General features: G+C 64.8%; 18 protein-coding genes and 1 pseudogene. 4 read left to right on the top strand and 15 right to left on the bottom strand.

All coding sequences use genetic code 11. The annotated features are described in order from the left end of the window. Positions 1–103: 103 nt before the first annotated feature. Positions 104–688, bottom strand: a complete 585-nt coding sequence (locus QZ656_RS07930) for a PEP-CTERM sorting domain-containing protein (protein WP_291992892.1) — start codon at positions 686–688, stop codon at positions 104–106. Positions 689–997: 309 nt separating this feature from the next. Between QZ656_RS07930 and QZ656_RS07925 the strand changes: the two genes are divergently transcribed. Continuing rightward, a complete protein-coding gene (locus QZ656_RS07925; protein ID WP_291992891.1) occupies positions 998–1,159 on the top strand; it encodes a hypothetical protein in 162 nt (53 codons plus the stop codon). 294 nt (positions 1,160–1,453) lie between these two features. After that, positions 1,454–3,094 carry a cache domain-containing protein gene (locus QZ656_RS07920; protein ID WP_291992890.1) on the top strand — a complete coding sequence of 547 codons (1,641 nt, stop codon included), beginning with the start codon at positions 1,454–1,456 and terminating at the stop codon, positions 3,092–3,094. Positions 3,095–3,149: 55 nt separating this feature from the next. Here QZ656_RS07920 and recG read toward each other — a convergent pair whose 3' ends face one another. Both recG and QZ656_RS07910 read right to left on the bottom strand, forming a co-directional pair. After that, positions 3,150–5,204 carry an ATP-dependent DNA helicase RecG gene (gene recG, locus QZ656_RS07915; RefSeq protein WP_291992889.1) on the bottom strand — a complete coding sequence of 685 codons (2,055 nt, stop codon included), beginning with the start codon at positions 5,202–5,204 and terminating at the stop codon, positions 3,150–3,152. After that, on the bottom strand, positions 5,204–5,587 hold the full coding sequence (locus tag QZ656_RS07910; protein WP_291992888.1) for a RidA family protein: 384 nt from the start codon (positions 5,585–5,587) through the stop codon (positions 5,204–5,206). The genes recG and QZ656_RS07910 overlap by 1 nt, the downstream gene beginning before the upstream one ends. Before the next feature lie 59 nt (positions 5,588–5,646). On the opposite strand from QZ656_RS07910, the gene QZ656_RS07905 reads away from it, so the two are divergent. Then, positions 5,647–5,985, top strand: a complete 339-nt coding sequence (locus QZ656_RS07905) for a tetratricopeptide repeat protein (protein WP_291992887.1) — start codon at positions 5,647–5,649, stop codon at positions 5,983–5,985. 6 nt (positions 5,986–5,991) lie between these two features. Here QZ656_RS07905 and QZ656_RS07900 read toward each other — a convergent pair whose 3' ends face one another. The 9 genes and pseudogenes from QZ656_RS07900 to QZ656_RS07860 all read right to left on the bottom strand — a co-directional run bounded on the left by QZ656_RS07900 (position 5,992) and on the right by QZ656_RS07860 (position 19,713). After that, positions 5,992–6,828, bottom strand: coding sequence for an SPOR domain-containing protein (locus QZ656_RS07900; protein WP_291992886.1), 837 nt, complete (start codon positions 6,826–6,828; stop codon positions 5,992–5,994). After that, positions 6,818–7,444, bottom strand: coding sequence for a DUF2802 domain-containing protein (locus tag QZ656_RS07895; RefSeq protein ID WP_291992885.1), 627 nt, complete (start codon positions 7,442–7,444; stop codon positions 6,818–6,820). The genes QZ656_RS07900 and QZ656_RS07895 overlap by 11 nt, the downstream gene beginning before the upstream one ends. A gap of 373 nt (positions 7,445–7,817) precedes the next feature. Beyond that, on the bottom strand, positions 7,818–9,020 hold the full coding sequence (locus tag QZ656_RS07890; protein ID WP_291992884.1) for an acetyl-CoA C-acyltransferase: 1,203 nt from the start codon (positions 9,018–9,020) through the stop codon (positions 7,818–7,820). A gap of 28 nt (positions 9,021–9,048) precedes the next feature. Beyond that, complete coding sequence (locus QZ656_RS07885) at positions 9,049–11,436, bottom strand: 3-hydroxyacyl-CoA dehydrogenase/enoyl-CoA hydratase family protein (protein ID WP_291992883.1); 2,388 nt, start codon at positions 11,434–11,436, stop codon at positions 9,049–9,051. A gap of 215 nt (positions 11,437–11,651) precedes the next feature. After that, on the bottom strand, positions 11,652–12,929 hold the full coding sequence (locus QZ656_RS07880; RefSeq protein WP_291993215.1) for an outer membrane protein transport protein: 1,278 nt from the start codon (positions 12,927–12,929) through the stop codon (positions 11,652–11,654). A gap of 310 nt (positions 12,930–13,239) precedes the next feature. Next, the gene (locus QZ656_RS07875) at positions 13,240–15,168 is read right to left on the bottom strand and encodes a 3-hydroxyacyl-CoA dehydrogenase NAD-binding domain-containing protein (RefSeq protein ID WP_291992882.1); all 1,929 of its coding nucleotides are present in this window, start codon (positions 15,166–15,168) and stop codon (positions 13,240–13,242) included. 20 nt (positions 15,169–15,188) lie between these two features. Continuing rightward, positions 15,189–16,004: pseudogene (locus QZ656_RS07870) on the bottom strand (acetyl-CoA C-acyltransferase); the annotation flags it as partial. A 651-nt stretch (positions 16,005–16,655) separates the two neighbouring features. Continuing rightward, the gene (locus QZ656_RS07865; protein WP_291992881.1) at positions 16,656–18,941 is read right to left on the bottom strand and encodes an acyl-CoA dehydrogenase; all 2,286 of its coding nucleotides are present in this window, start codon (positions 18,939–18,941) and stop codon (positions 16,656–16,658) included. Between the two features lie 16 nt (positions 18,942–18,957). Next, positions 18,958–19,713 (bottom strand): TetR/AcrR family transcriptional regulator, encoded by a 756-nt coding sequence (locus QZ656_RS07860; protein WP_291992880.1) that lies wholly within the window; start codon positions 19,711–19,713, stop codon positions 18,958–18,960. Positions 19,714–19,918: 205 nt separating this feature from the next. On the opposite strand from QZ656_RS07860, the gene QZ656_RS07855 reads away from it, so the two are divergent. Further along, the gene (locus tag QZ656_RS07855) at positions 19,919–21,745 is read left to right on the top strand and encodes an ABC transporter ATP-binding protein/permease (protein ID WP_291992879.1); all 1,827 of its coding nucleotides are present in this window, start codon (positions 19,919–19,921) and stop codon (positions 21,743–21,745) included. Positions 21,746–21,811: 66 nt separating this feature from the next. Here the strand turns inward: QZ656_RS07855 and QZ656_RS07850 are convergent, their stop codons facing one another. The 3 genes from QZ656_RS07850 to QZ656_RS07840 form a co-directional block, all read right to left on the bottom strand. Continuing rightward, entirely contained in the window at positions 21,812–22,615 is an 804-nt protein-coding gene (locus QZ656_RS07850) for an SDR family oxidoreductase (protein WP_291992878.1), read from the bottom strand. A 2-nt stretch (positions 22,616–22,617) separates the two neighbouring features. Continuing rightward, positions 22,618–24,162 (bottom strand): AMP-binding protein, encoded by a 1,545-nt coding sequence (locus tag QZ656_RS07845; protein WP_291992877.1) that lies wholly within the window; start codon positions 24,160–24,162, stop codon positions 22,618–22,620. Between the two features lie 131 nt (positions 24,163–24,293). Continuing rightward, on the bottom strand, positions 24,294–25,229 hold the full coding sequence (locus QZ656_RS07840) for an alpha/beta hydrolase (RefSeq protein ID WP_291992876.1): 936 nt from the start codon (positions 25,227–25,229) through the stop codon (positions 24,294–24,296). Positions 25,230–25,234: the final 5 nt, after the last annotated feature.

Raw genomic sequence — 25,234 nt, 5'->3', positions numbered from 1 at the left:
GCCTTGCACTACCTTGCCGGCGATTGGATCAAGACCTGCCGCAGCGATCAGGATGCCGGAAAACCGGCAAGTCGATCGTAAACTACTGACTGCCCGCGGTGGGTTAGCCGCGGCGGCGGCGGAGAGCCAAACCGACCAGACCAGCACCGAGGAGGGCGAGAGTAGCGGGTTCCGGGATGTTCACCGGCGGCGGCGGCGTGGTGGAGTTATTGAACGACCCGTTGATCTGCCCGCCCTGCCCAGCGTTCTGTGTGTAAGCGGCCGACCAGTATACCGGCGTCGGATCGAATCCAACTCCGACGATCTGGCTGATCGTGCCTACCGCCAACACCCCCAGGGAGTTCGCCCCCGGGGTGATCGACGTTACTGTCAGTGTTTCCAAAAACGTCCCCAAGCCAGTCTCAAACTCTTTCGTGAACACTCCGCCAACGGTCACGGGCAGCGCGCCCGGAGCCAGAGTAACGGCGGTGCCGCCGACCAGGCCGATGTTATTCGCGATGATGGCGGCAACCAGATTAGGGGCGCCACTGGTAATGGTGGTCGCATTCGTCACGTCGCCAGTATCGGCAGTGAAGGTGCCGAGACCAACGACGTTGAAGATGACTTCGATGGGTACGGCGGAAGCCGGACCGGCGAAGACGGCGGCGCCGAGAGCAAGTCCAGCCGCGATCAGGGTTTTCTTCATCATTATTTATTCCTCCAGGGGTACTTAAGGTCGGAAACACAGTCTGTCCGTTTTTCCTATCGGAACGGTCAGTTTGCACTTGTTGGCCCAGCTTTCTAGCAGGCTCGATTACTCACAAGCAATACTTGTGCCAATCATTTTTACTCTCTTAAAAACAGACTGTTAAATAGATCACGGAACTTTTTCAGTTGGCGAGTGTAAAAAAATCCGACACTCGAACGCCGCCAGCAAGGCCGCGCCACTCCTTTGCAGCAATCTGCAGCGGGGCGGCGGCGACGAGTCGGTCGACATTTCCCACTGACCGCCGCCCCCTTGAACGCCCACGATCGGGCCTTCATAGCCGTGCCGCCGCCGGGCGAAGAGCAGGCGGAAGCGCGCTCGATCGTCCTGGCACAGCCTGCGACCAAAGACGTAGGCCGGGAGCTGAACCGCGAGTCGCTGACTGCGCACGGCATTGAAGTCCCGCAAAAGTAGTACGCTGCCGTCGGCGACGCCAAAGGAGCCGCCAATCGCTTCGGCACCGGCGCCGCGATTTTTGCCACTACCCCTAAAGTTTCCCCTGGCGACTGCCGTTAAGATGGGAGTCGCGTCCGCGACCTTTACGCTAACGGTCATGACAGGTTGAGATACCCCAGATCATGAAAGTCATGACCGTTTCCCTCTTCCCCTGGACCTTCTCCCGCAAGGGGAGACGGGAGTTTCGTGAGTCGCGTACGCGACTTTCACAGTAAGCCGCAAGCAGCGGGGGTCGCCAACTGGAGAGTCACCATGAAGCTCAGTAATTCGAGTATCAAGACGCGCTTTTTGATCGTCCTGGCGGCGGCCATAACGGGCCTCGTCGCGCTCGGTCTGTACTCACTCAACGACCTGCGCGGAAACATGCTGGCCGACCGCCAGAGCAAGATCCACGCGCTCGTCGAAGTCGCCGGCGGCAGCGTCGCGCGCTTTTACGAGCTCGCCAAAAGCGGCGCGCTGAGCGAAGAGGACGCCAAGAAACAGGCGCTTGAAACGCTGCGCCAGATGCGCTACGAGGACGGCGAATACTTTTTCGTCCTCAACGCCCAGCACAGTTTCGTGATGCACGCCACCAAGCCGGCGCTCGAGGGAGGCAACTCTACCGACCTGCGCGATCCCGATGGCAAGCTGTTCATCCAGGACATCGTCCGCGTCGCGCAGGCCAGCGACAAAGGAGGCGTCGTCAACTATTCCTTCGCCAAGGCCGGCAGCGACACGCCCGTTCCCAAGATCAGCTACGCGCTGCAGTTCAAACCCTGGGGCTGGGTCATCGGCACCGGCATCTATCTTGACGACGTCGACCGCGAGTTCCGCAGCGTGGCGATCAACTCGCTGCTGATCATCGCCCTGGTCATCGCCGTCCTGGTCGGCGTGTCGCTGTGGATCGGGCGCAGCGTCCTGCGCCAGCTCGGCGGCGAACCCGCCGAGGCGTCGGCGATCGCCCTGCGCATCGCCAGTGGCGACCTCGGCGGGCAGTTGAACGCCGAGCGGCTGGCCAGCGGCAGCGTGATGCACTCGATCGCCCAGATGCAGAGCCGCTTGCGCAGCATCATCGCCGAGATCGGTCAGCTGGCCAGCGGCCTGGCCAATAGCGCCAGCGAGATTTCGCTGGCCACCGACGAGACGCGTCGCGCCGCCGAGGAACAGGCCAACTCGACTTCGGCGACCGCCGCTTCGATCGAGGAACTGACGGCCAGCATCAACGAGGTGGCCCAAAACGCCGACGCCACCGGGAAGAACTCGAGCAGCGCAGCGAGCTGCGCCGAGCAAGGTCGCGCGCTGGTCAGCGCGTCGGCCAAGGAGATCGAGAAGGTTGCTGTAATCGTCGCGCGTTCGTCCGGACAAATCCGCCAGCTGGCGACGCGCTCGAGAGAGATCGGCGGCATCGCCGGGGTGATCAAGGAGATCGCCGAACAGACCAACCTGCTGGCACTGAACGCCGCCATCGAAGCGGCGCGCGCCGGCGAGCAGGGTCGCGGCTTCGCGGTCGTCGCCGACGAGGTCCGCAAGCTCGCCGAGAGAACGAGCAAAGCCACCGGCGAAATCAGCACCATGGTGGTCAGCGTCCAGGCCGATACCGAGTTGGCCGTCGGGGGCATGGACGAAGCCGCACCGCAGGTCGACCGAAGCCTGGAAAAAGCGCGTGAAGCGAGCACCATGCTCGAATCGATCCACAGCCAGGCACTCGAGTCGAGCGAGCGCGTACAAGGCGTGGCGATGGCCACGCGCGAGCAGGCGACGGTCGCCAACGACATCGCCCGCCACATCCAGAACATCGCCTCGATGACCGAGGAAACCAACGCGACGATGCAGGGCAACGCCAACTCGGCGCTCGCGCTCAACGGCCTGGCCAGTCAGTTGCGCGAGGCCGTCGCGTATTTTCGTGTCGCTTGAGTGAAGCGACTGCAGCCAGGGCGCTGCCGAGCTCGTTTCACCAGCGGCCGGCGCTTCAGGCTTTCAGCAACTCCTCGCGACTGCCGAGCCAGCGCCGCAGGTGGCGGCTGACGCACTCGGGGTCGTCGCGCAACAGCTGCGCGGCCATCTGCTGCGCCATTTCGACGAGCTCGCCGTCGCTATCGAGGTCGGCGTAGCGCAGCAGTGGCACGCCCGACTGGCGGCTGCCGACGAGCTCGCCGGGCCCGCGTAGCTGCAGATCCTGGCGAGCGATCTCGAAACCATCACGGTGCTCGAAAATGATCTTCAGGCGCGCGCGCGCCAGCGCCGACAGCGGCTGCTGGTAGAGCAGCACGCAGTGCGAATCGTGGCTGCCGCGGCCGACGCGCCCGCGCAGCTGATGGAGCTGCGCGAGACCGAAACGCTCGGCGTGTTCGATGACCATCAGACTGGCGTTCGGCACGTCGACGCCGACTTCGATCACCGTCGTCGCCACCAGCACGTCGACCTCGGCGGCGACGAAGGCGGCCATCACTGCGGCTTTCTCCTGGCTGCGCAAGCGACCGTGCACCAGGCCGATGCGCAAGTCGGCAAGCTCCTCGCTGAGCGCGGCGTAGGTATCGAGCGCCGCCTGCAGTTCGAGTTTGGCCGACTCCTCGATCAAGGGGCACACCCAATAAGCCTGCCGCCCGGCGGCGACGACCGCACGCACCGCGGCGACGACTTCGTCGCGGCGCGTCGCCGAGAACAGCCGGGTGCGCACCGGCGAGCGACCGGCCGGCAATTCGTCGATCACCGAGACGTCGAGGTCGGCGTAATAGCTCATCGCCAAGGTCCGCGGAATCGGCGTCGCCGACATCATCAACTGGTGCGGGTTGACTCCCTTGCGCCGCAGGTCGAGACGCTGCACGACACCGAAGCGATGCTGCTCGTCGACGATCGCCAGGCCGAGACGGCTGAAATCAAGCCCCTCCTGAATCAAGGCATGCGTGCCGACGACGAGTTGCGCGGTAGTCGCCGCCTGCCGCTGCGTCGCCCGCCTGAGGCCGGCGCCGAGCCGCGCCGACAAGCAGACGACGTCGACGCCGAGCGGCTCGAACCAGGCCCGCAGCTTGAGGTAGTGCTGCTCCGCCAGAATCTCGGTGGGCGCCATGAAAGCCGTCTGAAAGCCCGCTTCGGCGGCCTGGCAAACGGCCAGCGCGGCGACGATCGTCTTGCCACAACCGACGTCGCCCTGCAGCAGACGCTGCATCGGGTAAGGCTGCTTCAGGTCGGCGGCGATCTCGGCAACGACGCGTTGCTGCGCGCCGGTCAGGGCAAAGGGCAGTGCATCCTGCAGGCGCTTCGCCAGGCTGGCGCTGGCCGGCAGCACCGGCGCCCCCTTGCGGCGGCGCGCCAGGTAAGCACGGCGTAGCGACAGCTGCTGCGCCAGCAGTTCGTCAAACTTGACTCGCCGCCACGCCGGATGGCTGCGGTTTTGCAAGGCTGCTGCCGAAACGTCGGGCGGCGGCGAGTGCAGCAGGCTGACCGCCGCGGCGAACGACGGCAGTGCGTGCCGGCTGCACCAGGCGGCGTCCAGCGACTCGCCGAGATCGGCAGCCGCCAGCGCGCGTGCGATGAGCTTGCGTAGGGCGCTCTGCGCCAGGCCGGCAGTGGTCGGATAGACCGGCGTCAGCGAGCTTGGCAGCGCCTCGTCGGCACGCCACACGCGGTAGCGCGGATGCACCATCTCGGGTCCGAGGAAACCGTCGCGGATCTCGCCAAAAACGCGCAGCCGCTGGTGATCGTCGCGGGCGGCTTCGAGCGCCCGCTGCTGGCTGCCGTAGAAGCTCAGGAAACGCAGCAGCAGGAGATCGTGGCCAGCGTTGCTGGCGTCGCTGACCTGCACCAGCAACTGCCGGCGTGGCGCCAGCCTGACCGAAACCTCGTGCACCAGCACCTCGAGCTGCAGCGGCACGCCGAACGGCGCGTCGCCGATCGCCGTGACACGCGTCTCGTCCTCGTAGCGCAAGGGCAGGTGCAGAACGAGATCGTCACGCCGCTCGAGGCCGAGCTTGCGCAGCCGGCTGCGCAGCGCGTCTGGCGCATCGATCTCGTCCGCCAGGGGCATCAGGCGCCGAGCACCAGCACCGCATCGGCTTCAACCAGTGCATTGCGTGGCAAGGCGGCGACGCCGACCGCTGCGCGCGCCGGGAAGGGCTCGCTGAAATAGCTCTTCATGGCCTCGTTGACCTTCACGAAGTTCGCCAGATCGGTCAGGTACACATTCAGCTTGACGATGTCGGCGAGGGAACCACCGGCAGCTTCGGCAACGGCCTTGAGGTTGTCGAAAACGCGAACAATCTGCGCGTCGATGCCGTCGACGACGTTCATGCTGACCGGGTCGAGGCCGATCTGACCCGACAGGTATACCGTATCGCCGACTCGTACCGCCTGCGAGTAGGGGCCAATCGCCGCCGGCGCGTCGCTTGTTGAAATGATCGTTCTGCTCATCGTGCTGTCCTCTACAATGTGCTGCGTTGAAAAGCCATGGTTAACGACGGAGATAGTAAATGACGACGGCGATGATCGCCAATCTCGAAAAACTGCTCGGTGGTGCGCGCGATGGCGCCCTGCTCCGCTATTCGCTGGGCAACGAACATCTGAAAGGCGGCGAATTCGAACAGGCCGCGCTGCGCCTGCGCGAGGCGGTCGAGCGCGACGCCGGCCATTCCGCCGCCTGGAAGCTTCTCGGCAAGGCACTGAGCGAAGCGGCTCGCCCCGCCGAAGCACTGGCCGCGTATGAGCAGGGAATCATCGTTGCCGACGGCAAGGGCGACGTCCAGGCCGCCAAAGAGATGAGCGTTTTTGCGCGGCGCCTGCAGCGCCAACTACAGTCGACCGGTGATTGAGGCGTCCTAGGGTTTGCCGACCTTGTGCACACCCTTGAGCGTCTCAAGACCCAGCTTGTTCAGTTTCCGGCGCGCCGCCTCAGCGTCGGCACGACTCTTGAACGGGCCGATCTGCAAGCGTGCTTCGATGGTCGACGGAATGCCTTCTTCGGCCAGCATCGCCTGCCACTCCTCGGCCCGACGCAGGTCGGCAAACATCCCGGACGGGAAGACATAACCCGACGTCAGGGGCGGCACCGCCAACGCTGAGCCGCCGACCGACTGGCTGGCGGCGGCCGCCGCAGCCGGCGCATTCGGCCGCCTGGCGGGCGGCGGCAACGCCGGCTGCGCGGCAAACTCCGGACGTGGCGGCGGTTCGCTGCGCGGGTCTTCCTTGCCGGGCGTCGCCTTGCGCCGTACAGCCGCCGCTGCCGGCACGGTCTCGGTAGGCGACGGCGTCGGTAGCGGCGTCGCGGCGGCGGCATCGGTCGCCGCCTCGGCAGGCGCATCGGCAGGCGCATCGGCAGGCGCATCGGCAGGCGCATCGGCAGGTGGATCGGCAGGTGCATCGACGACGGTCACCGGCAGCACCGGCTTCCTGACCGGTACCGGCTCGGGGAACTGCGGCCTGGTGGCGAGCTCGTCATCGGGCGCGTTGGCGTAATCGAACAGCGCCAGGGCGCCGAGAAGCGCCAGGATCATCAGGCCGGCGAGAGCCATTCGCCAGAGCAGCGAGCGCTTGAGCTTGGCCTGCGCCGCCGCTGGCGCCGGTGCCAGCGGCTGGGCCGCGACGGCGCTGGCCGCCTCCTTGCCTTTGCCAGCGGGTCGCGTCGCCATCGCCCGCGCCTTGGTGTCAAGGGCCATCGTTGCGATTCCGTGCCAGCGCCACCACCAGGTCGGCCTCGGCGCGCGCGATACCGCAGTGCTGCGCGATGGTGCTCGCGTCCTGCCCCTGGGCCGCCATCTGCATGGCATCGTTGTAGAGCGGTGAAGCGGCTTGTGGCGATCCCGAAAACTGCGCCAGCTGCTGGCGAAAGTCTTCGCGAGCGCGGTGCAGATCGTCGCGTAGTTGCTCGATCTCGCAGCGCAACTGATCGACATCCACCTGCAGCATATCGATCAGGGCCTGTCCAGGAATCTCCGGCGGCGGCTCATTCCAGGGGAAATCGGCCGCCCCGGAATCAACCGGCACGGGCGATTCGGCGAGCGCGACGGGCTCGTCGACAACGGCGTTCGCCGCGGCCGGCGACTCGGCGACGGCAACAGCTGGCACGGCGGCGACCTCGGTGGCAGACTGCTGGATGCCACTATAAGCGGCCAGTGCCGACTGCGCGGCCAGCGGCGGCAGTGCCGCGCCGCGCAGTTCGCGCTGCAGCCGCCGCATCCGCAGGAAGATGACGACTATGTAGCCGACGAGCAGCGCAATGACGGCGATCAGTACTTCGCGCCAGCCCAGACCGCCCAGTAGCTCAAGATCCATTGCCCGCCCCGGTGACCGTGTTTGCCGGCCATTATGCCAGACACTTCAGCGGCCTCAACACTCATCTTGCGCAGGCGCCCGCTCGATCGCCTTGGCGCTTGCCGCCGAGCGTCGGCGGCTTGGCCCGCTTGCTGAGCCGAGACCGCCAGGCGGCCGCATCGGCGACTGCGGCCGATCCGTCGCCATGTCCGGCAGCTGGCGAGAAGCGGCTGTTCAATCCGTTGCTGAACGATGACGCCACAGGCGACGCCGCCCGCACCAGGAGCAGACCCGGTCAAGGGAAAAGTCGGCCAGCCTTGCGCACCGGCACGGTCAGCGGCGATCAATGAAAAACCCCGCGCAGACTGGCGTCCGGCGGGGCGATCTCGCTTCGCTATAGAACCGCTTCGAACAGGCCAGCGGCGCCCATCCCGGTACCGATGCACATCGTCACCATGCCATAGCGTTGGCGGGTACGCTGCAGCGCGTGCACCAGCGTCGCCGTTCTGACCGCGCCAGTGGCGCCGAGCGGGTGGCCGAGAGCGATCGCGCCGCCGAGCGGATTGACCTTGGCGGGATCAAGGTCGAGCGTACGGATCACGGCCAGCGCCTGTGCGGCGAAAGCCTCGTTGAGCTCGAACCAGTCCACGTCTTGCTGGCGCACCCCGGCCAGCTTGAGAACCCGGGGTATCGCTTCAACCGGGCCGATACCCATGATCTCGGGAGCAACGCCTGCCACCGCAAAACCGGCAAAGCGCGCCAGCGGCTGCAGATTGAACTCCTTGAGGATCTTTTCCGAAACGACCATTACCGCCGCCGCGCCGTCGGACATCTGCGAGCTGTTACCGGCGGTCACCGAGCCACGCGCGGCGAAAGCCGGCCGCAGGCGGGCGAGGCGCTCAACGCTGCTGTCCGAGCGCGGCCCCTCGTCGTTCTCGGCCAAATAGTGCTTGACGGTCACTTCGCCGCTCTGCAGATCGGGCAGCCGCAAGCTGACCGCGTACGGCGAAATCTCGGCCTTGAAATTCCCGGCGGCGATCGCCGCACACGCTTTCTGGTGTGAGGCGACGGCGAAAGCGTCCTGGTCTTGGCGCGAAACCTGCCATTGCGCGGCGACCTTCTCGGCGGTCAGTCCCATGCCGAAAGCGATCGAGTAGTTCTCGTCCCTGGCGAAGATCGCCGGGTTGAGGGCGATCTTGTTGCCCGTGATCTGGTTCATCAGCGACATCGTTTCGGTGCCGGCGGCGATCATTACCTCGGCTTCGCCGAGGCGAATGCGATCGGCCGCCATCGCCACCGCCTGCAAGCCGGAGGCGCAGAAGCGGTTGACGGTGACGCCGGCAACGGTGTTCGGCAGGCCGGCGAGCAGCAGGCCGATGCGCGCGACGTTCATCCCCTGCTCGGCTTCGGGCATCGCGCAGCCGACGATCACGTCCTCGACCAGCGCCGGATCGATCGCCGGCACCTGCGCGACCACCGAGGCGATGGCGTGCGCCAGCATGTCGTCGGGACGAACGTTCCCCAGCATGCCCTTGCGACGGCCGACCGGCAGCCGCGTCGCGGCGACGATGTAGGCCTCCTGAATCTGTTTGCTCATGTTCTCTTCTCCTTGCTCGCGCAGTTGCTTAGTTACGTAGCGGCTTGCCGGTTTCCAGCGTGTGCCGGATGCGCTGCTGCGTCTTCTCGTTCTTCAGCAGCTCGACGAAAAGCTGCCGCTCGACGCTCAACAGCCACTGCTCGTCGACCAGCGAGCCGGTCTCGACGTCGCCGCCGCAGAGCGCGGTGGCGGCGGCTTTGGCGACCGCGTAGTCGTGTGCCGAAATCATGCCGCCCTCTTTCATGTTGGCCAGGATCATTTCGCAGTTGGCGATGCCGCTGCGGCCGGCGACCTTGACCCGGCGCGGCGACAGGCGCGGGTAGTAGCCGGCGTCGGCGAGTCCGCGCGCCTCGCGCAGCGCGACGTAGAGCAGTTCGTTGGCGTTGAAGACGATCTTGTCCGAGTCAAGCGCGAAGCCGAGTTCGCGGGCCTGCGCGCCGCTCTTCGAGACCGTTGCCATGGCGATGGTCATGAACACCGGCTGGATGAACTCGAAGGGATCGTTGCCGGCGGCCTTCGCCGCGTAGTGCGCGGCGCGGATCGCGAACTCCTTGCAGCCACCGCCAGCCGGGATCAGACCGACACCGGCTTCGACCAGGCCGATGTAACTCTCGAGCAGGATCACCCGCTTGGCGGCGTGCATCAGGAACTCGCAGCCGCCGCCCAGCGCCAGGCCCTGTACGGCGGCGATCACCGGCACCTTGGCGTATTTCAGCGCCATCGACGCGTTCTGGAACTCGCCAACGAACTTCTCCAGCAAATCGAACTCGCCAGCGGCGATCGCCTCGGTGACTTCCTTGAGGTTCGCACCGAAGGCGAACGGTGCTTCGTGCCACAGCACCAAGGCGCTGAAATCAGCCTCGGCACGCGCTACGGCTTCCTGCAGGCCGACGATCACCTGCCGCCCGAGCGTATGGTTCCTGGTCTTGACGCTGACGATGGCGACGCCGTCGTCAAGCTCGGGCAGCGTCCATAGGCGCACGCCTTCGTTTTCCCACACCGTCGAGCCGGCGACCGCGCGTTCGCTCAACACCCGCTCGGGGAAAATCTGACGGCGATAGACCGGTAAGCTCGAGCGCGGTCGATACGCGTCGGCGCTTGCCGAGTACGATCCCTGCGGCGTATGCACGCCGTTCTGTGCGACCTGGCCGAAGACCCACGCCGGCAACGCCGCCGTGCTCATCGCCCGGCCGGCCTCGACGTCGGCCTTGACCGCTGCGGCGATCGCCGACCAGCCAGCCGCCTGCCAGCTCTCGAACGGACCCTGCGTCCAGCCGAAACCCCAGCGCATCGCCAGGTCGACATCGCGGGCATTGTCGGCGATGCCGGCAAGGTGAAAGGCCGCGTAATGAAAGATGTCGCGGAAGATCGACCACAGGAAGAGCGCCTGCGGATGCTCGCTGGCGCGCAGCTGCGCGAACTTCTCGGCCGGATCGCGATTCTTGAGGATCGCCAGCACCGCCGGATCAATCTCGGCAGCGCTCTCACGATAGTCCTGCGCGGCGAGGTCGAGGACCTTGATCGCGCGTCCGTCCTTGCGGAAGATGCCGCAGCGCGTCTTCTGGCCGAGCGCACCCTTGGCGATCAAGGCCGCCAGCCATTCCGGAACGGCGTAATGGCCATGCCAGGGGTCGTCGGGCAGGGTGTCCTGCATGGTCTTGATGACGTGCGCCAGGGTATCGAGACCGACGACGTCGGCGGTTCGGTAGGTGGCGCTCTTCGGGCGGCCGATGATCGGACCGGTCAGCGCATCGACGAGGTCGAAACCGAGTCCCAGCCGCTGCGTATGATGGATCACCGCCAGCATCGAGAAAACGCCGACGCGATTGGCGACAAAGTTCGGCGTGTCGAGCGCGCGAACGATGCCCTTACCGAGACGCGAAACCAGCCACGATTCGAGATTATCGAGCAGCTCGGGATCGCTACGGCGCGTCGCGATCAGCTCGACCAGGTGCATGTAGCGCGGCGGATTGAAGAAGTGAATGCCACAGAAGCGCGAACGCAAGGCCTCGGGCAAACCTTCCGACAGCCGGTTGATCGACAGGCCCGAGGTGTTCGAGGCGATGATCGCGTCGGGCGACACGAAGGGGGCGATCTGGCGATACAGATCGTCTTTCCACTCGGTCTTCTCGGCGATCGCCTCGATGATCAGGTCACAGTCGCGCAGTTGCTCGAGGTGCTGCGCGTAATTGGCCGCGTCGATGTAGGCGATACGATCCTTGCTGGCCAGCGGCGACGGTTCGAGCTTGCGGAGTCCTTCGATGGCGCGGTTGACGATCGCGTTGGCGTCGCCTTCCCGGGCTGGCAGGTCGAAAAGCAGCACCGGCACTTCGGCATTGGCGAGATGCGCGGCAATCTGCGCGCCCATCACACCCGCGCCGAGTACCGCGGCCTTGCGTACGATGAAGTTGCTCAAGCTATCCTCCTTGGTCTGGGTTGAGTCGTTCACGCCCGCCGGGAGCACCCCTGTGGCACTGGCGCAGAGTTAAAACGAACGTTTGAATTATACCTTGCCGATCGTCTTCGTCAAGCAAGCGCCGGGAAATCAAGCCTGCCGAGGCACGCCCCTGGCCAATTCGGGGCGAAAAAAAAGCCCCGGGCGACGGAGCTTTTTCGAGGGCCAGGAGGCGATCAGAAGGCCAGCGAGTACTGCGCTCCGAGAATCCAGACGCTGGAGTCGTAGTTGCCGATTACGGTGCCGCCTGCAGTTGTCGAATGGTTGATATTGGTAGTCGGGATATACAGGTAGGCAGCGCCAAGTTCGACAGTCTGCTCCTTTGCTGGCTTCCACTGCGTACCAACCGTGAACCACGTGCGATCGTTATCTGGAAGAGAAGTCAGCCGAGCTGTCGCGTTCTTCACGGGCGTCTGATCGTAGGCTATCCCGAACATGAACTTGATGCTATCCGTGTACTTGTAGTTGGCGCCCAGTGCAACGCGCCAGGTGTCCTGGAAATCCGCCGGAAGGATCTCGGCAGGCTGACCGTTGAGCACTCCAGAAGTCCGGATGATGTTCACATTCTGGATCGAACTCCAGCCGGTCCACGACACGTCGCCGAGCATCTCCCAGCGATCACTCAACTGTTGCGTCACGCTCAGAACGAAGGTGTCGGGCACCTTGAGGTCTGCCTTCACGTCGCTTGCACGACCAAAGGCTGGGGAACTCAGGACAGCGGCGGCTGCGTTGCCCGCCGCCGTATCGCCGCTCAGCGTGATCTTGCCATCGGTGTGATACTGGATTGCCGAGCGGTATGACAGGCCGACCTTGGTCGCCGGCGACAGGGTAAACAAGGCACCAATGTTCCAGCCCCAGGCATCGTCATCAATGCTCATATGAGACTGCACCGCAGGTAGGGCAAGACCCCCTTGAGAAGCATCTGCCGCTTGCCGATAGTAATCGGCCTTGATCTTCTGCCAGCTGACGCCAGCACCCAGCGAAACCTTTTCGTTGACCCGATAGGCGATCGACGGGTTGATGTTGATTGTCTCGATGTCGAATTCATCCGACTGAGCACTGCCCTTCCAAGGCTTGTCGTACTTGGTCGCCAAACCAAACGGTCCGCCGATTCCCAGCCCCACGTACAAATCCTTGTTCAAGGCCCACGAGACATAGCCATTGGGGATAAACGCCCAGCTGCCGGCATCGCCACCGTTACCCGCCAGGGCCGGCCCACCAGCGCTGAAGACGCCGGTCTGGGAACCCTGATCATCGAACTTGAAGCTCGGCCGCACGGCCGTCAGGCCACCGGAAACCTCGCGCGCCTGCAGCTGCGTCATGCCGGCCGGATTCCAGAAGATCGTGCTGGCGTCGCTGGCCTTGGCCGCCGAACCGGCGTAGGCGTTGCCCAGACCACTGCCCTGCTCCAGCAACTGAAAACCGGACGCGCCGGCAGTACCCGAAAACGCCACCAGCAAGAGCGCCGGGAGCAACTTCATTGAAATCTGCTGTGACATTTTGGACTCCCCCGTGGATGTGAGCTGGGTGTGGTTCTTTGGCCACACCCTAGTAATGGTTTACAGCCGCATGCTAAGGCTCAGTGTCAAAAAAAATCTTCAGTTAACGGGCGTTTGGCGACAACTTTTCATCACCGTGTTGGTTTATTGCAACATCGCTGAGCGCCGCCTCGGTGACTTTTATGGCAATCGGCGGCGTCGGCTGGCGTTTCGCGTCAGCCGGCATCACGCCGACGGAAGGACGGGGTACTTGTCGGGCATGGCGTCAGGCGTGCCGATTGCGTAGATAATTGAGCGGCCCGCCGGTAAATGGTGCGAAACCGGTGCCGAAAATAACGCCAGCGTCGGCCAGGTCGGCGTCGGCGACGACGCCGTCGCTGACCAGTTGCTGCGTGCGTTCGAGGAGCGGCTCGAGCAGGCGCTCGGCAAGCCCGGCCGGCACCGCGCCAGCCTTGCCCTTGATCGCCTTGCCCTGGCGGTAGGCGTATAAGCCCTGGCCCGTCTTCTTGCCGAGCTGCCCGGCAGCAAAGCGTTCGCGCAGACAGCTCGGCGGCTCGCCGTCGTCGCCGGCGAGGCTCCGGCCAGCGGCCATCGCCACGTCGAGCCCGACCATGTCCACCAGCTCGATCGGCCCCATCGGCATGCCGAAGGCCAGCATCGCTGCGTCGATGGTCGCCGGCGCCAACCCCTCGTCGACGGCCCGCATGGCGGCCAGCATGTAGGGCCCGAGAACGGCATTGACCAGGAAACCCGGCGCGCTGTTCACCGGCAGCGGCAGACGGTCGATCTGTTTGACGAAGGCCGTGGCGCGCTGCAGCATCTCGGGATCGGCGCCGGCCGCGGCGACCACTTCGACCAGCGGCATGCGGGCCACCGGGTTGAAGAAGTGAATGCCGACCAGGCGCGCCGAATTGGCCAGCACGCCGTGCAAATCCTCAATCCTGAGGCTCGAGGTATTGGTCGCCAACACCGCGTCGGGCCTGATCAGCGCGTCGAGCTGCTGGAGGAGCGCGCGCTTGGCCTCGAGGTTCTCGAAGATCGCCTCGATGACCACGTCGGCGCTCCTGGCGCCGTGCCCTTCGGGGTCCGGAATCAGGCGGTCCATGGCGTTGCGCAGTTCGAGCGGTTCCTTGATCCGCTGCCGAAAGGTCGCATAGGCGCGCTGCAGCGCCGGTGCGATGCATTCGACCCCTTGATCCTGCAGGGTGACCGTCAGCCCACGCAGCGCGCACCAGGCGGCGATGTCGCCGCCCATGACGCCGGCGCCGACGACGTGAACGCGTTGCGCCTGGTAAGTACTGCCCTTGCCGAAACCCTTGAGGCGCTCCTGCATGAAGAAAACGCGCACCAGATTGCGAGCCGTTGGCGAACGCACGATGCTGTCGATCAGCGCCGGTGCGGCCAGCGCGTTACCGTGGTGCTTTTCCCAGATGTCGATGATCGCGTAGGGTGCCGGATAATGCTCGACGCGCGCGCGCTTGGCGACCTGCTTTCTCGCCGCCCGCGCCGCCAGACCGCGCAAGGGTCCGTTGAGCAGGCGCTGCAGCGGCGACAGCGTCCGACGCGCCTGGTCGGCGAGCAGCAGCATGGCGGCGGCGTTGTCCATCACGCGCAGCGGTACGCAGTCGTCAGCCAGTCCCAGGCGTTTGGCGCGCTTGGCGTCGACGCTCTTGCCGGTGAGCATCATGTCCAGCGCCGCCTGTGCGCCGATCCGTTGCGGCAGGCGCAACATGCCGCCCCAGCCGGGAACGATTCCGAGCATCACTTCCGGTAGGCCCATCCGCGTCGCCGGCTCGTCGACGGCCAGCAGGTAGCGACACGCCAGCGCCAGCTCGAGACCACCACCCAGGCAATGACCTCGGACCAGCGCCAACGTCGGATACGTGACACTGGCCAGGCGATTGAAAAGATCCCAGCCACGCCTGACCAGCTCGACGCCTTTGGCCGGCGTATCGAGCCTGGTGAACTCCTGAATATCGGCGCCGGCAATGAATCCGGCCGACTTCCCGGAACGGAAGATCAGTCCGCGTGGCGGACTGCGGTCGAAGCCGTCGAGCAGCAACGACAGTTCGCTCAGCACGGCGCTCGACAGCGAGTTGGTCGATTCGCCGGCTTTGTCGAGCGTCACCCAGACCAGGCCCGCGGCGTCGACTTCGACCTGCCAATGCTCGTAGCTGGTGGCATCGCTGTGCATGTGTTTTTCTCCTGTGTCCGTCATCGGTCGATCGTTTCAAGCAGCATCGCGCCGCCCTGGCCGCCGCCGATGCAGATCGTCGCCATACCGCGCCTGGCGTTGGCGGCGCGCAAGGCGTGCAGCAGGTGTAGAACGATGCGCGCGCCCGACGCACCGACCGGGTGACCGACGGCCACCGCGCCGCCGTCGACGTTGAGACGCGCCCGCGGCAGGACACCCAGCGCGGCCGGCAGAGCCAGCTGTTCACGGCAGTAGGCGTCCGACTCCCAGGCCGCGAGGCAGCCAAGGACCTGCGCAGCGAAGGCCTCGTTGATCTCCCAGAGGTCGATATCGTCGAGCCCGAGCCCATGGCGCAGGAGTATCGGCGTCGCCGCGTGCACCGGGCCAAGGCCCATCTGCGCCGGGTCGAGGCCGGCCCACTGGCTATCGGTGATCTTGCCCAGAGCTTGTAGCTGCCATCTCTCGACTGCCGCCTCGGAAGCCAGGATCAGCCAGGCCGCACCGTCGCTGATCTGCGAGCTGTTGCCCGGCGTCACGCGACCGTAGCGGCGGTCGAAAAAAGGTTTCAGCTTGCTCAGCCCGGCGACGCTCGAATCGGCGCGCACGCCGTCGTCTTGGCCATAGACCTTGCCCTGCGCATCGACCAGCGGCACGATCTCGTCGAGCCGGCCGCCAGCACGCGCGGCGACGGCACGCTGGTGGCTAGCGACGCTGAACTGATCCATGTCGTGCCGCGTAATGCCGAAGCGCCAGGCGATGTTTTCAGCGGTCTGCCCCATCAGCAGCCCGATATTCGGATCGGTCAGCCCTTTCAGCAAGCCGAAATTTAAAACCGGGTGGAACCCAGCATGCAAGTTGCAACGCGACGCAGCTCCTCGGCAAAAAGGGACGACGGCTGATAGCGTTCTGGCGATGGTCCTGTGAGCAACCAGTCCGCACCATACGACTACGAGTAACATGCGAGCGGGCGCATGGCGACAGCGCATGAAGCACAACTTGCCCGCAAGCCACCAGTTGACTGCACGCCCGGAACATGGGTGATCCTAGCCGCGAACAAGAGCAGGCGCCATAAGCACCTGTAACAGCGCCAGACAACCAAGATAATCAACTTAGTCAGGTCAAGGAAGACCGCGACCAGGCGGACACCGCAAAGAAGTCCGCTCTCGGAAACGGGGCGGATAGCTCCTTGGCTGACCAAAAGTAAGACGAAGTACGAACAGGTTGGGAATACCACTTGAAGTATCCTTTACATGTACACATTCTCTAGGTATATGATGGGAATAAAGTTGACTCCCTAGTGCAGCCCACCCGGGGGCAATGGGCTGGCAAACGGGAACCCGAGCGATGGCCGGTCCCTGGGCTCGCTTGCCAGGCGGGCGAATCTACGCGGCCTCGCTTTGTGGAGACCAGCGCTTGTTGCGTGTGCGCGCCCCAGGTAGGTAGGGGAAAATCTGTCGAAACGATAATGAGAGTACAGCAGCAACTCATTACCGCCGCTTGGGGCGGCACCGCGGTAATCGGCCGGACGGTGAGACGATCACTGGCAGGCGATGAAAGCCGCGTAAAGTGCAGTGGCTAGAGGATAGGCGGACGTTGGCTTGCGGATTATCGGCAAGCGCACCACTTTTCTCCGCCGCGCGAAGCCTGGCTTCGATCGGCTCGGCGGCGATCGTCGCCAGCAGCGCCAGTTCGACCGCACCGACGGCCTCGCTGGCGACTTTTGGCAGGTAGGTTTCGGCAGTCAAACGGTCACGCGCAGCCGACGGCTCGATCAGCAGCTTGGCGACCTGATGGCCGATGCGGTCCGAGGGAACGTCGTAAGGGTGGCCGAGTGGGAAAACGATTCGGTAGAGCAGACGCCCGATCCAGCGCACCGGGAAATTGGCGATGACGCCGTCGAAAGCCATCTGCGCCTTGTACATGGTATCCCACATCGCCCAGTGCATCAGCGGCGCATCGGCCTGCTGACGCCCTTCCGACTCGTAACGCTTGAGCGTCGCCGAGCACAGATAGAGCATCGACAGGATGTCGCCCAGGCGCGCCGAGAGCTTTTCGCGACGTTTCAGTTCGCCACCCAGCGTCAGCATGGAAATGTCGGCGAGGAAAGCGAAAGCCGACGAAAAGCGCGTCAGTTGCTGATAGTAACGCCGCGTTTCAGGCGCCACGTTGTCGGGTGCCGAGACGAAATGCGAACCGGTGAGCCCCTTGGCGAAGGCACCGAAACCGTGCTTGATGGTGTAAGCCGCGTGCCCAAAAAAGGCCTCGTCGAAATCATTAAGGCCGCGTTCGGCGTCGGCATCGTAGGCCGATTGCATTTCCTTCAACACGTACGGATGGCAGCGAATGGCGCCCTGCCCGAAGAGGATCATGCTGCGCGTCAAGATGTTGGCTCCTTCGACGGTAATGCCGATCGGTAGCTGCTGATAGGCGCGGCCGATGAAATTCGACGGGCCAAGGCAAATCCCCTTGCCGCCGACGATGTCCATGCCGTCATTGACCACCTGCCGGGCAAGCTCGGTGACGTGGTATTTGGCGATCGCCGAAACCACCGATGGCTTTTCGCCGAGATCGATGGCACCGGCAGTCATCGTGCGTACGGCGTTCATCATGTAGGTGTAGGCGCCGATCCGTGTCAGCGGTTCCTCGACTCCTTCGAAGCGCCCGATCGCCATCTTGAACTGGCTGCGCACGCGCGCGTAGCCACCAACGGTGCGTGCGGTCAATTGCGCCATGCCGGCATTCGACGAGGGCAGCGAGATCGAGCGACCCGCCGCCAGACACTCCATCAGCATCCGCCAGCCCTGACCGACCATCGCCGGACCGCCGATCACGTAGTCCAAAGGCATGAATACGTCCTGGCCGCGGGTCGGACCATTCATGAACATCGCGTTCAGCGGCACGTGCCGGCGACCGATGTCGGCGCCAGGCGTGTCGCGCGGCACCAGCGCGCAGGTGATGCCAAGATGCTTCTTGCTGCCGAGCAGGCCGTCCGGGTCGTACATGTGAAAAGCCAGACCGAGGATGGTGCACACCGGGCCGAGCGTGATGTAGCGCTTGTCCCAGGTCACCCGCATGCCGACAACTTCCTTACCGTGCCAAATCCCTTTGCAGACGATCCCGACGTCGGGTATCGAACCGGCATCGGAACCTGCCCACGGACTGGTCAGCGCGAAGGCCGGCACCTCGATGCCCCTGGCCAGGCGCGGCAGGTAATGCTCTTTCTGCGCCTCGGTACCATAGTGCAACAACAGTTCGGCGGGGCCGAGCGAGTTCGGAACCATCACCGATACCGACAGCGCCGAGCAACGCGTCGACAGCTTGGTGACCACCTGCGAATGCGCGAAAGCGGAGAACTCCAGCCCGCCGTAGCGCTTCGGAATGATCATCCCGAGAAAACCCTTGTCCTTGATGTAGCGCCAGGCCTCGGGTGGTAGATCGTACAATTCGCTGGTGACCTGCCAGTCGTCAACCAGCGCACACGCGTGTTCGACCTCGTGGTCCATGAAAGACTGCTCTTCGGCGCTCAATTTGGGGACCGGATACGCCAACAGCTTGCTCCAGTCGGGGTTGCCGCGGAACAGTTCGCCGTCCCACCACACCGTGCCGGCCTCGAGCGCTTCACGCTCGGTATCAGACATCTGCGGCAGAATTCGCTTGTAGGTGGCGAAAATGCGGCGACTGATCAGTTCGCGCCGCCACGGCCGAACGCTGACCAGCACGGCAATTCCCGCCAGGCAGAGCCCGATGAGCAGCAAGACGATCGTCAAGAACATGGCTGTTTCTCCTATTTCAGATTTCAGGTTGCAGGTCGCCGTCGCTGGCCGACGCGGGGCTGGCAGTGAGTGACGGCGTGGTCAACGACAAAGGGGCCCGCAAACCGCCAAGCAGGAAGGGCATCAGCCGCTGCGAAAGGCGCCGGGCGAGCGCCGAGTCATCGTCGGCATCAACGTCGGAGCTTTCGCCGGCGAGGTCGCCGAGCTCGCAGCCGGTAACCACCTGCAGGACATCGGTTCCGGCGATGGCGTACGACATGGCGCCGAGCATGAAATGCAGCCGCCAGACGATCTCCGCTTTCGGGACGTCGGGCAGCGCGCGGAAGAGCGCCTGCTTGTAACGAGCGATCACTTCCGCGTACTCGCTGGCAAAGAAGGTGCGAATGAATCCGGCCGGCTCGGTCAGCGTTCGGCCGAGCAGACGCAAGAAGGTCATGCCGCCCAGCGACTGATCCTCGCCCATTCGCAGCAAGGTGCCGAAAAAGGCTTCGAGGATCTGCGAAGGCTTCGGCGACGTCTCGCCAGCCTGCTCCTCGAGGACGTCGAGGGCGCGCAAACGCTCGCCGTTCAACCAGCCCAGGCGGCGCCGGAAAACGGCGCAGAGCAGCGCCTCCTTGGATCCAAAGTGGTAGTTGACCGCCGCCAGGTTCACTTCGGCGGCACTGGTAACGACGCGCATCGACGTCCCTTCGTAGCCGTTTTCCATGAACAGTCGCTCGGCGACATCGAGGATGCGTTCGCGGGTGTCGTAATTGTTTTTCTGGTCGGGCATGTGATCAAGGGGCCACGAATGTTGCGGCTCGAGAAGTCCAGGACAAGCCGGGAGGTGGTTATCGTTCAAACGTTCGTTTTAATGTTAGGGGCAGAGTACGACGAAGGCAAGGCTTTTTTCGACCTTTGGCTATCGTCATCGAGACCGCGCACGCCAAGAGAGGGCATACTCGAGCGCTCGAAAACCACCGCCCGCCATCACCCCCATGCGCCGTTCCACCACCGCCGCCCCGGCCATCGACCAGCGTCCGCCTGCCGACGCGCATCTCTGGCTGACCGTTAACAAGCTCGTTCCCTATCTCTGGCAGTACAAGTGGCGGGTGCTTCTGGCGCTCTCGTGCCTGGTCGCCGCCAAACTGGCGACGGTCGGCGTACCGCTGGTTTTCAAGGAGATGATCGACGCCCTGAGCAGCACGCAGCAGGCGCTGAGCTTGCCAGCACTGCTACTCCTGCTCTACGGGGCGCTGCGCTTCTCCAGCGCGCTGTTCACCGAACTGCGCGAGATCCTCTTCGCCCGCGTCACCCAGCGTGCCGTGCGCCGGATTGCCCTCGATGTCTTTCGCCACCTGCACGAACTGTCGCTGCGCTTCCATCTGCATCGTGAGACCGGTGGCGTTTCGCGGGACATCGAACGTGGCAGCCGCGCGATCGCCAATCTGATCAGCTACACGCTTTATTCGATCCTGCCGACGCTGATCGAAATCGGCCTCGTCCTGGCGATCCTCTTTGCTCGCTACGACAGCGTCTTCGTCCTCATCGCGCTGGCGTCGCTGGCGACCTACATCGTGTTCACCGTCAAGGTCAGCGACTGGCGAATCAGCATCCGCCGCAAGGTCAACGAGACCGATTCGGCGGCCAACACACGCGCCATCGACAGCCTGATCAACTACGAAACGGTGAAGTATTTCAACAACGAGGACTACGAGGCCAGGCGCTACGATCAGCGCATGGCCGAGTGGGAAGACGCGGCGACGAAAAGCCGGATCTCGCTGTCGTGGCTCAATCTCGGCCAGCAACTGAGTATCGCGCTGGGCGTCACGGCGATGATGTGGCGCGCCGCAAGTGGCGTCGTCGACGGCACGATGACCATCGGCGACCTGGTGCTGGTCAACGCTTTCCTGATTCAGCTCTACATGCCGCTCAACTTCCTCGGCGTGGTGTACCGCGAAATCCGCCAGGCGCTGACCGACATCGAGCGCATGTTCGACCTCCTGGCCGTCAACCGCGAAGTTGCCGACGCACCGAACGCCGTTGAACTCGCCGCAGGACCGGTGTACATCCGCTTTGCCGGGGTAGATTTTTCCTACGAAAAGAAGCGCCAGATCCTGCACGAGGTCGACTTCAGCGTTCCGGCCGGCGGCAGCGTCGCCATCGTCGGCGAGTCCGGGTCGGGGAAGTCGACGCTGGCACGCCTGCTCTACCGCTTCTACGACATCGACAGCGGCCATATCCTGGTCAACGGCAGCGACCTTCGCCAATTGACGCAGGCGAGCCTGCGGGCCGCGATCGGCATCGTTCCGCAGGACACCGTGCTGTTCAACGACAGCATCTTCTACAACATTCAGTACGGTCGCCCCGACGCCAGCCGCGAAGAGGTGCTGGCGGCGGCGGCAGCCGCGCAGCTTACACGCTTCATCGAACTGCTTCCCGATGGCTATGAAACGCGGGTTGGCGAACGTGGCCTGAAACTCTCGGGCGGCGAAAAGCAGCGCGTGGCGATCGCCCGCGCGCTGTTGAAAAACCCGCCGCTGCTGATTTTCGACGAAGCCACGTCGGCGCTCGACTCGAAAACCGAAAAAGCGATCCAGGGCAGCCTCGACAACGCGGCGCGCGGCCGTACGACGCTGGTCATCGCGCACCGCCTGTCGACGATCATGAACGCCGACCAGATTCTGGTGATGGACGCCGGCCGCATCGTCGAACGCGGCTCGCACCAGCAGCTACTCGAGGCCGCCGGGCTCTACGCGCAGATGTGGCTGCTGCAGCAGCAGGAAGACGCTCTCGGCGATAGCCCGACCGCCGACGCCAGCTGAGCAGCGCCGAGGATCGGCGGGCCAGGCAAGCGCGAAAACGCCATCACCGCCTCGGCAAACTCGCTGTCACGCGAAGCGTGCCGACAGCCCGCCATCGACCAGCAACTCGGTGGCGGTAATGTACTTGGCCTCGTCGGAGGCCAGGAACAGCGCCGCGTAGGCGGTATCCCAGGCGTCGCCCATGTGCCCCATCGGGCACTGCGCGTCGCGCGTGCGGATCAGGTTGGCGATATCGCCCTCGTCGCCATAAACACGCGTCAGTGCGGCATGCACCAATGGCGTATTCATCAGCCCGGGCAGGACGCAGTTGGCGCGGATGCCGTCGGGCGCGTGCCGGATGGCCATGGTCCGCGTCATCGCCACCATCGCCCCTTTGCTCGCCGCATAGAAGCCATAGTTGACGCCGGCCCAGCCGCGTACGGCGACCGAGGCGTTGTTAACGATTGCCCCGGCGTGCTGGCGGATCATCACCGGCAAGACGTGATGACACGTCAGGTAGGCGCTCTTGACGTTGACCGACATCAGACGATCCCAGGTCGCCTCGTCGAGTTCTGCCGGGCCACCAACGATCGCGATGCCGACGTTGTTGACCAGGATGTCGATGCGTCCGTAGGTGTCGAGCGTGGTCGCGACCAGCCGCTCGACGTCGGCGGCCAGCGTCACGTCGGCGACGACGGCAATGCTGTGACCGCCTTCGTCGCTGATCACTTGTTGCGTCGCCGCCGCCGCCGCGCCGTCGATATCGGCGCCGACCACCTGCGCGCCCTCGCGCGCGAAGAGCACCGACATCGCCTTGCCGTTGCCCCAGCCCGGCCCAACCGAACCGCTGCCGGTGACGATGGCCACCTTGTCCTGCAAGCGTCCGCCCATCTTCAATCCTCCCCGATTACCTTCCAGTGACGTCGCAGCTCGCTCTTGAGCACCTTGCCGTAGTTGTTCTTGGGCAGCGCCGCGACAAAAATATAGTCCTCCGGGCGCTTGAAGCGCGCAATCGATTCCAGGCACAGTTGATCGAGCTCGGCGTTTGCCGCCAGCATCGCCGGCCGGCAGACGACGAAAGCGACGACGTCCTCGCCCCACTCGGCACTCGGCCGACCGACCACCGAAACCTCGGCGACCGCGGCGTGCCGCAGCAGAACTTCCTCAACCTCGCGCGGATAAATGTTGGCGCCGCCGCTGATGATCACGTCCTTGGAGCGGTCCTTCAGAGTCAGGAAGCCATCGTCATCGAGAACGCCGACGTCGCCGGTATGCAGCCAGCCGTCGCGCAGCGTCGCCGCGGTCGCCTCGGCGTCGCGCCAATAACCCAGCATCACCGTTTCGCCGCGCACCAGGACCTCGCCAGCGCTGCCGACGGGCAGCGGCTGGCCGTCGGCCGCAGCGACCATGACCTCGACGACGCTGTGCGCGACGCCGACCGACAGCAGCCGTTGGCGATAGCGCGGGTGTGCGCGATCGGCGAGGTGCTGCCGCGCCAGCGCGGTGATCGTCATCGGGCTCTCGCCCTGGCCGTAGATTTGCACCAGCCGGTCACCGAGAACCGCGAGCGCGCGCCGAATGTCCTCGAGATACATCGGGCCACCGCCGTAGACGAGGGTCTTGATGCCACTGCAATCGACGCCGTGTTCGGCAACGTGCTCGACCAGCCGGTGCACCATCGTCGGCGCGGCGAACAGCGAGACCTGGCGGTAGTGCCGCGACAGCGCCATGATCTCGGCGACGTCGAAACCGCCCGACTCGGGAACGACGTGGCGAGCGCCGACCAGCACATGCGCAAAGTTGTACATGCCGGCGCCGTGCGACATCGGCGCCGCATAGACGATGCTGTCGGCGCCAGTGGCCTGGTCGACGTCGGTGAAATAACAGAGCGTCATCGCCAGCAGGTTGCGCTGCGAGAGCATCACGCCCTTCGGCCGCCCGGTCGTCCCGGAAGTGTAGAACAGCCACGCCAGGTCGTCGGGCGCCCGCGCGACGACGTCGATCGGGGCGACGCTGGCGAGCTGCCGGTACGCCGGCTCGTCGACGGAAACGACACGCAGGCCTGGCGTACTGTCGCTCCACATCGGCGCCGCTGCGCTTCGGTCGCCAGCGACGAAGAGCAGCGACGCGGCCGAACTCTCGAGAATGAACGCAACTTCGCGCGGATGCAGTTTGTTGTTGATCGGCACCGCCACCAGGCCAGCGTGCCAGATGCCGTAGAGCAGCTCGAGGTACTCCGGGCAATTGGCCATGAACAGCGCCACCCGATCGCCGGGCTGCAGACCGCAGCCACCGACAGCGCTGCGCAACGCGCCGGCGATCGCCGCGACGCGGTGGAATAGTTCGCCGTACGAGTAGACCTCGCGCGCGCCGAGCGCGACCGCGGCGCGCCCGGGGAAAACCCGGGCGCTGCGGGCAAGGAGCTGCGCCAGGTTCATCGTGGCGAGGCGCGTTTCACGAATTGCACGAATTGCACGAATTGCATGAATTGCACGAATTGCATGAATTGCGGCAGGCGCACGGCGCCGCTGCCGGTCGGCAAAGCGATCCGCACGGCAAGCCGCGCTACTCAGCCGCGATCGGCGAGCAGAAAGTCCTGCACAGCGCGGACCTGCGGCTCGTCAAGGAACATCGGCGCGTGCCCGACCGCCGGCACTTCGACGAGCTTCGCCTGCGGTCCGCGGGTCGTCATCTCGACGGCCGTGTCGTGCAGCAGAATGTCCGATTGTGCGCCGCGCAGAACCATCGTCGGGCAGCGGATGGCGTCGTACATCGGCCACAGGCTGATCTCCTTGGCGTCGAGGAAAGCCTTCTGGTACGGCAGCGCGATCTGGCGGTCGTAGTTCATCTCGAAGCCGCCATCAACCTTCGCGCGCGTGCCGACGACGGTCATGAACCGCCACTGCATGTCGGTCAGCGCTCCGAAAGGCGCACAGACCGTCCGCACGTAGGCTTCGGCCTCGTCGAGATTGGCGAAATCCGGCGCCTTGCCGAGGTATTCGCCAATCCTTTGCAGGGCATCCAGAGCGATCAGCGGCCCAACGTCGTTGAGCACCATACGGCTGATCGGCGAACCGGGCAGGCTGGCCAGGAACATGCCGATCAGGCCGCCCATCGACGTTCCCAGCCAGTGCACCGACTCGACACCGAGGCGCGCGATCAGCGTGACAATGTCGTTGGCGTAGGTCGGCAAGGCGTAGTCGTCGGGAAAATACAAGCGATCGCTCAGGCCACGGCCGACGATGTCCGGACAGATCACGCGGTAATCGCTGGCCAGCGCGTTGGCCAGGACGTCGAAGTCGCGGCCGTTACGCGTCAGGCCGTGCACGCAGACCAGGACGCGGCTATTGGCCGGGTCGCCCCATTCGCTGTAGGCCATCCGGTGTAGACCATGCGGACCGAGACAGCGAACGCTTTTCTCGCGCATCTCGTGCAGACGCGCGCCGCCCGCTTGCCCGGGCCGCGACGTCACCACCAGTTCGTCGAATTGCTTGAGTATTGCCATGATTG

Origin of the sequence: Candidatus Accumulibacter sp. ACC003 (assembly GCF_907163085.1) — a bacterium.
Lineage (GTDB): Bacteria > Pseudomonadota > Gammaproteobacteria > Burkholderiales > Rhodocyclaceae > Accumulibacter.
Note: the sequence above shows the minus strand (reverse complement) of the source record. Positions and strands in the feature narration are given on the sequence as shown.